4 protein-coding genes are annotated in these 7058 nt (G+C 61.8%); all 4 read left to right on the top strand.

The features are described from left to right. Nucleotides 1-596: 596 nt before the first annotated feature. The 4 genes from ACHFFR_RS06410 (at nucleotide 597) to ACHFFR_RS06395 (ending at nucleotide 6920) form a co-directional block, all read left to right on the top strand. Nucleotides 597-3869 carry a DUF3427 domain-containing protein gene (locus ACHFFR_RS06410; RefSeq protein ID WP_394263438.1) on the top strand — a complete coding sequence of 1091 codons (3273 nt, stop codon included), beginning with the start codon at nucleotides 597-599 and terminating at the stop codon, nucleotides 3867-3869. 120 nt (nucleotides 3870-3989) lie between these two features. After that, a complete protein-coding gene (locus ACHFFR_RS06405; protein WP_394263437.1) occupies nucleotides 3990-4982 on the top strand; it encodes a malate dehydrogenase in 993 nt (330 codons plus the stop codon). 140 nt (nucleotides 4983-5122) lie between these two features. Continuing rightward, nucleotides 5123-5752, top strand: a complete 630-nt coding sequence (locus tag ACHFFR_RS06400; RefSeq protein WP_394263436.1) for a sugar O-acetyltransferase — start codon at nucleotides 5123-5125, stop codon at nucleotides 5750-5752. A 133-nt stretch (nucleotides 5753-5885) separates the two neighbouring features. Continuing rightward, the gene (locus tag ACHFFR_RS06395; protein WP_394263435.1) at nucleotides 5886-6920 is read left to right on the top strand and encodes an NAD(P)-dependent alcohol dehydrogenase; all 1035 of its coding nucleotides are present in this window, start codon (nucleotides 5886-5888) and stop codon (nucleotides 6918-6920) included. Nucleotides 6921-7058 lie beyond the last annotated feature (138 nt).

The raw sequence follows: 7058 nt of genomic DNA, 5'->3' as shown, positions 1-7058 counted from the left end.
TTAGTCGCCACCGGGCAGTCAAACCCTAGCCCGGCGTACCAAATGGGTTCACCCATGCCTGCCGCGGCGTCGCCGAACCCCAAGCGGCGTACCAAATGGGTTCACCCATGCCTGCCGCCGCGTTGCCGGCCCCAAGCGGCGTACCAAATGGGTTCACCCATGCCTGCCGCGGCGTTGCCGAACCCCGAGCGGCGTACCAAATGGGTTCACCCACGCCAGGCGGCGTACCAAATGGGTTCTGGACCCCCTCGATTGGTACGCCCTTCTCCGATTGGTGCGCCGCCGAGACAAACTCGACCCGAATAGTACGCCGCTCATGGTAGCGAAGGCCGATCGGCGCCGTCCGGCGAACAAGGCTCCCAGCCACCGTGCTGCGATTGGCAGACGAGCACTTTGCCCGTCTGACAATCGAAGTCCTATTTGCGGCGAGGAGGCGACCGCGAAGCAGGATTCCTCCTCGCGAGGGTCACCAACTACTACCTCGACAAGCGCACCAAGTAGATGTTCACTCTCGCGCGGGGGCACGAGCGCGTCGTTTTTGGTCTCACGCTGAATATCCGGCAGCGCAAGGATTGCAAGGCTGCTAACCTGGTCCCGTGACAGGTAGAGACAAGGGTTTACAACCGGGAGATACACCCCAGAACAGTGACTCATCCGAGCTGTCGCCCGGACTGTACGAGCGGTTGATCGACGATGAATTTGCCCGCTTGCTCGCCAGCACGGATCTGCACCCGGTCAGCGCCGCGATCGATCCCGCTGATGCTCCTCATGTCCTGACCACCCACTTGGCCGGTCGTATCGAACGCGCTCTCGTACAGGAGAAACCCGAGGATCGGCTCGCACTCACGAATCGTCTGCTCGCCCTTCTTCCGAGCCCTTCCCAACTGCGAGTCCGCGAAACCGACGCCGGACGCGAGACCAAGAAAGTTACTCCGTCACCTGACCAACTTCTTTCCCTGACACCACGATCCGTCACAGGCCCTCCCGACCGTCCGGAAATTCCACTCGCCGACGTCGCACTCCTGACGAACGGCCCTCACGATCCGGGCCTTGCCGCGGAAATTACGAAGGAAATGCTCTCGGCTGACCGAGTGGACCTGCTCGGATCGTTTATCAAATGGACCGGCGTGCGGACACTCATGTCGGGTCTTGAATCGCTTGCTCGCCGAGGAGTGCCCATTCGAGTACTGACCACCACGTATATCGGCGCAACCGAGCGCAAGGCTCTCGATGAGCTCGCGCGCCTTGGCGCCGAGATTCGCGTCAACTATCACTCGGCCTCCACGAAGCTGCATGCGAAGGCCTGGATCTTCCACCGTAATTCCGGTTATTCGACTGCCTATATTGGCTCATCCAATCTTTCGCGTAGCGCCATGACGGATGGAGTCGAGTGGAACGTTCGCGTCAGCGAGGTGACGACCGCCCACGTTCTCGCCAAGTTCTCCGCCACCTTCGAGTCCTACTGGTCGGCTATTGACTACGAGGTCTACGATCCAGCCACGGATGCCGACCGTCTCGACAACGCCCTAGCACGCGCTCGCTTCTCCCCGCCGGGAGGATCGGCGACGCCAGCGTCGACACTCGCGAGCGTGACATCTCTCCAAGTACGGCCATACCCGCACCAAGAGGTGATGCTCGACGAGCTTGAAGCCGAGCGGGAGAGCGGGCGGCACGCGAACCTCGTCGTCGCAGCCACGGGTACGGGAAAGACTGTCGTAGCCGCTCTCGATTATCTGCGACTGATCGACCGCTTACATAACGGGGGAGCCAAGGTTCGTCCGCGGTTACTCTTCGTTGCCCACCGCCGCGAAATCCTCGAGCAGGCCTTGCACACCTATCGTGACGTGCTTCGCGATGGTTCTTTCGGAGAGCTCTTTGTGGGTGGGTTCCGACCCACGGAAGCTGACCACGTTTTTGCTTCTGTGCAATCTCTTCGCAACGCCCAGCATCTATTTGAGCCGGACCATTTTGATGTGGTTGTCATCGACGAATTCCACCACGCGGACGCGGCCTCGTATCGTCGCGTGCTCGACTACTTCCAGCCGAAAGAGCTCCTCGGATTGACAGCAACGCCGGAGCGTGCGGACGGGGTGAACGTGGCGAACGCATTCTTTGGAGGTCGAGTGGCTTCTGAATTGCGTTTGTGGGATGCCCTCGATGCCGACCTCCTCGTGCCATTCCACTACTTCGGAATTGCAGACGGTACTGATCTGAGCCGCGTTACGTTCCGGCGCGGTCACTACGACCAGTCCGAGCTCGCCGCGCTATATGTTGCAGACCGAGCCCGTGCCGCCAAGATCGTGGAAAACACCACCCGAATAGTCACGGACGTCAGCCAAATGAAAGCTCTGGGCTTTTGCGTGACGGTGGAGCATGCCCGCTTCATGGCGGATTACTTCACCGAGGCGGGCATACCTTCCCGAGCGCTGTCCGGTTCCTCGAATCAGGACGAACGCGCGGATGGACTCGCCGCACTTCGCGCCGGTGAGATCAACGCACTCTTTGCCGTTGACCTGTTCAATGAGGGCCTCGACATCCCGGACGTTGACACGGTGATCATGGCTCGACCGACACAATCGGCCACGATTTTCCTCCAGCAACTTGGCCGTGGCCTGCGGCGCACACCGACCAAGCCCGTCTTAACCGTCCTCGATTTCGTCGGCCACCAGCACGCCAACTTCCGGTTCGATGTCAAGCTTCGTGCGCTGACAGGCCTAGGTCGTGCAAAACTCCGCCGGGCGACCGATGCGGACTTCCCCTTCTTGCCGGCCGGTTCTCGCATTGTCCTCGACCGCGTTACCAAAGAGGAAGTGCTCACGAGCCTCAAGTCCAAACTCTCGCTCTCTGGCCGTGAGCTGACCGCCGATATCCGTAACCACGCTGGCGACCAGCGCCCCTACACCTTGCGCTCCTATCTTCACGACGCCGACCGATCCCTGGCGGACGTCTACGGAGCTGGCGCATCGACCGTGTCCGTGCAAGGCCGTCAGATTCCGCGCTCATGGCACGCGTTTGCGAGCCTTGCCCTCGATGACGGGCAGGTGCTCGATGCGGCCAGTCCGATCGAGCTCGATCTTCTCAAACGGATCCGTGCCTTTACCCACGTCAACGATCCGGCTCGGATTGGCGCCTACAGGCGCATCCTCGCCGAACTCGCACTTGCCCGCACATCTTCCGAAGCAACGATCGCACGCCGGAGTCTGGGAGAGTCGGCTGCATTTGCACCCATGCTCTACTTTTCTCTGTGGCCAACGGGTGAGGCGAGCGCAATGGCCGAGCGGCTATGGAACGTCGCCCAGTCCCGTGTCTTGCGGGCAGAGATTGAGCAGGTTCTTGCGGTGAGGGAAGAGATCTCCCGTACCCTTGCGCGTCCGCTTGACGGCAGATTCGCCAATCTCCCGATTTTGAGTCACGCGCGCTATTCACGCGAAGAGCTACTCGCCGGCTTCGGCGTGGGCACCGTCGATTCTGAGAAGCCAGGCAATGTGCGTGAGGGCGTCAAATACGTCGAACACCTCGAGGCCGATATTCTCCTCATTACCCTCCAAAAGTCTGAGGCGGACTTCTCCCCGTCCACCATGTACCGCGATTACGCCATCTCGCCCACGCGTTTCCACTGGGAGTCCCAGTCCAGGACCAGCGCAAACTCGCCCACAGGCCAGCGCTACATTTACCACGAAAGTCGTGGTAACGGCGTCGTTCTCTTCGTGCGGGAATCGAAAAAGGGGGACTTAGGAACCGAGCCGTACACGTGTCTCGGCACTGCGAGATACGTCAGCCACAGCGGATCGAGGCCGATGGCCATCGAATGGGAACTCGACAGGCCGATGCCGGCAAACCTGCTTCCCGTGGCAAAACTCGTGTCCTGAGTCCGAGCGTCCACGCGGGGTCTTCGCTTTGGACTTAAGACCGAATTTTGCCGGCCGTAACAGTTAGACTTAGCCCGTGCGCGCATAGGCGCGTTGGAAACAACAAAGGAGTTTAACTACATGGCAAAGTCTCCAGTTACCGTCACCGTCACTGGCGCAGCAGGCAACATCGGCTACGCGCTTCTGTTCCGCATCGCCTCTGGCGCGCTACTTGGCAACGACGTCCCGGTCCGCCTCAACCTGCTCGAGATTCCCCAGGGCCTGAAGGCCGCAGAGGGTACCGCAATGGAACTCAATGACTCGGCGTTCCCGCTTCTTGAGTCCGTGAACATTTTTGACGACGCGAACAAGGCATTCGACGGCTCCTCCGTCGGCCTGCTTGTTGGCGCCCGCCCGCGTACAAAGGGCATGGAGCGCGCTGACCTCCTCGAGGCCAACGGCGGCATCTTCGGTCCGCAGGGCAAGGCCATCAACGACAACGCGGCTGATGACATCCGCGTGCTCGTGGTGGGCAACCCTGCAAACACGAACGCCGTGATCGCCATGCAGAACGCCCCGGACGTTCCGAAGGATCGCTTCACCGCCATGATGCGCCTCGACCACAACCGCGCCATTTCGCAGCTCGCTGAGAAGACCGGCGCCCGCGTGGCCGACATCAAGAAGATGACCGTGTGGGGCAACCACTCGGCCGACCAGCACCCGGACATCACCTGGGCAACCGTTGACGGCAAGCCGGCTCCGGAGCTCGTGGACGAGGCATGGGTCAACGACTACTTCGTGCCCACCGTCGCCAAGCGTGGCGCGGCCATCATCGAGGCACGTGGCGCGTCCTCGGCTGCATCGGCTGCATCTGCTGCGATCGACCACATCTACGACTGGGTCAACGGCACGCCGGAAGGCGACTGGACCACCCCGGGCATCTACTCCGACGGCTCGCACTACGGCGTTCCTGAAGGCCTGATCTTCGGCTTCCCGGCAACCGCTGAGGGCGGCGAGTGGAAGGTCGTGGAAGGCCTCGAGATCTCCGATGCCACCCAGGTTGGCATCGACCGCAACATCAAGGCCGCTCAGGAAGAGCTCGACGCCGTTCGCGCTCTCGGCCTGATCAAGTAATTCGCGCAAGTGATGGGCGAGGGGTAGGGATTCGTCCCTACCCCTCGCTTTTCATGCCGAGCCTTCGCCGTCGTCGTCCTATTGCGCCGGAATTTTCCTATGCTGGACTCTGGCATCTGATCGATACCCGAGGGGTTCATGTGACAGAAGAACGCAGCGAAGAGCTGTTCGAGCGAATGCTATCCGGCGAGCTCTACCAAGCGAGCGGGCCGGTCTTCGAGAGAGCTTTCGAGCGCTCGATGCGCCTGCAGGACGAGCTTAATTCGGCGCCATCTGGCGACGGCGAGGCGATCGCCCGCATCGCCAGGGACCTGTTCGGCACATTCGGCGACGGCGCCGCCATCCGGCCTCCCGTCTACCTCGACTACGGCGCTCACACCCACATCGGCGAGGGCACCTTCGTCAACTTCGACTGCGTTTTCCTCGACGTCGCCGACATCCGCATCGGCAAGAACTGCCAGATCGCACCCCGGGTCCAACTCCTCACTGCGGAGCACCCCCTCGAGCCCACGCCGCGCAAGGATGGCTGGGAGAGCGGGCGCCCCATCGAGATCGGCGACAACGTCTGGCTCGGCGCCGGCGTCATCGTTCTGCCCGGCGTCACGATCGGCGAGAACTCCGTCGTCGGCGCAGGAAGCGTCGTTACGAAGGACCTGCCGGCGAACGTCGTCGCTGTCGGCTCGCCCGCGCGCCTCATCCGCAACGTTCCCGACGACGTCGCCACGGCCGACGTCGTGCCAAACCATCTCCTTGACGGCAGCGCCGAGTAATCCTGACAGTGAGGCGACCTGCGGATTTCGGTCGGAATATTCACAGTCTTGGGTTGAAATGTGGTTGTAGTCACAGCGAACAACGGCGTTCGTTGTGACTGCTTTTCACATAGCTACATATAGAGGTGACGCCATGAAGGCAGTTCAGTATAGGAAGATCGGCAAGCCACCAGAGTACGTCGACGTCGATGACCCGACGGCGCCACCAGGTGGAATGGTCATCAAGGTGCTCGCATCGGGCCTGTGCCATTCAGACGAATTCGTCATGGGGCTTGATGAGAAGACATTCAATGACGTCTACGGTTATAAGCTCCCGATGACTCTCGGTCACGAGACAGCCGGCGAAATCGTCGAACTAGGAGAGGGCACGAAGGGTGTCGAGGTAGGCGACCGCGTGCTCGTCTACGGATGCTGGGGCTGCGGGGTGTGCGACCTGTGCGCTCGCGGCAACGAGAACCTGTGCCGCCGCGGCATGATCTCGCCGGGCTTCGCCGAGCCGGGCGGCATGGCCGAGTACATGGCCGTCGATTCGGTGCAGCACATCGTGCCGATCGACGACCAGGATCCCATTAAGATGGCTCCGCTCAACGACGCCGGCCTGACTCCGTACTCGATCATCAAGCGTTTCCGGCACAAGCTGCGTGCCGGGTCGACGGCGGTTGTGATTGGTGCGGGCGGCCTGGGCCACGTGGCGATTCAGCTCCTGCGACGGATGTCGGATGCGCAGGTCATTGCGCTTGATCTGACTGGGCCGAAGCTGCAGTTCGCCAAGGAAGTCGGTGCGCATCACGCGCTGAAGTCCGATAAGTCGGCGGCCGAGAAGGTGATGGAGCTGTCGGGTGGCAAGGGCGCCGACCTCGTTCTGGACTTCGTGGCGGCCGGGCCCACCCCGGACCTCGCCGTGGCCTGTGGCGGCATCCAGTCGGCGGTCGTTTTTGCCGGCGCTGGCAACGGTTTCGCCAAGGTCGGATTCGGCATTGTTCCGTGGGAGATGGAGCTGTCTAACTCCCTGTGGGGCACCCGGCTCGAGCTCATGGAGCTGGTGGAAATGGCCAAGCGCGAGCCACTCGAGATTCGCACCACGCCGTTCCCGCTTGAGCTCGCACCGATGGCATATCGCATGCTACACGAGGGCAAGATCGACGGGCGCGCGGTTTGTGTGCCGTAATCGCGCCACCGTACTAGGGGATATCTAGTGCGGCAAACGGGAGCGCCGGGGGAGTACCCCTGCGCTCCTATTTGTGTGTGGGGGGTGAGGGTGCCGGGGCCTGTTGTTTGGGGCGGGGCCTGTTGTCTTGGGGTAGAT

Origin of the sequence: Trueperella sp., from assembly GCF_043424875.1 — a bacterium.
Lineage (GTDB): Bacteria > Actinomycetota > Actinomycetes > Actinomycetales > Actinomycetaceae > Trueperella.
The sequence above is the reverse complement of the archived record's forward strand: the minus strand, read 5'-3'. Positions and strand labels throughout refer to the sequence as shown.